This is a genomic window from Ideonella sp. P3_A4 (assembly GCF_056403075.1).
Window position 1 is genome coordinate 1 of the sequence record NZ_JBFUGE010001296.1, and the last position, 701, is coordinate 701.

Annotated in this window: 2 protein-coding genes; one reads left to right on the top strand and one right to left on the bottom strand. The window is 65.5% G+C overall.

Annotation, left to right across the window (positions count from 1 at the left end; translation table 11 throughout):
- Window positions 1-226: MerR family transcriptional regulator (locus AC1DYI_RS37640; protein ID WP_477209149.1), on the bottom strand; the 226-nt coding region annotated here is incomplete at its 3' end.
- 82 nt (window positions 227-308) lie between these two features.
- Here AC1DYI_RS37640 and AC1DYI_RS37645 point away from each other — a divergent pair.
- Window positions 309-701, top strand: a 393-nt coding sequence (locus AC1DYI_RS37645) for an MBL fold metallo-hydrolase (protein ID WP_477209150.1), incomplete at its 3' end; no start/stop codon positions are given.

The following is a 701-nucleotide window of genomic DNA, read 5'->3' on the forward strand; positions in this document are numbered from 1 at the left end:
GCACCTGGCCGGCGTTCAGCCGCGGCAGGATCCAGCGGATCTCGGCCAGCGAGAAGCCCAGCGCCTGCGCGCTGCGCACGAAGCGGACCCTTTCCGCATCCGCATCGCTGTAGACGCGGTAGCCGTTGGCGGCGCGGTTGGGTGCGGCCAACAGCTTTTCGCGCTCGTAGTAGCGCAGCGTATCGGCCGACACGCCGGTCAGTTGGGCCAGGGCACCAATGTTCATGGGCTTGTCCGTCAGGGCTTGACCTTGGAGCTTACTCCAGGCTTTAGCCTTCGAACCTCGCTGCACCACAAACCCACCGACCATGCTCAAGACCACCCTCACTGCCCTCGCCTTCTGCTTCGCCACTGCCACTGCATCGGCCAGCGGTGAAGCATCGACCTCGACGCCAACGGTGCGCTTCGCCATCGTCAAAACCGCCTCGCTGCAAACCCACGAGTGGCTGCTGTTTGCCGGAGGCCGCTTCGAGCCGGCGGAGACCGCGTTCTCGGCCTTCCTGATCCAGCACGGCGACGACCAGTTCCTGTTCGACAGCGGGCTGGGCAGCCAGGTCGACGCGCAGTACGCCGCCGACATGCCGGGCTGGAACAAGCTGTTCTTCCGCTACGACAAGCCGGTGCGCCCGGCGAAAGACCAGCTGACCGAGGCCGGCATCAAGCCGATCACGCACATCGTCGTCAGCCATTCGCATTGGGAC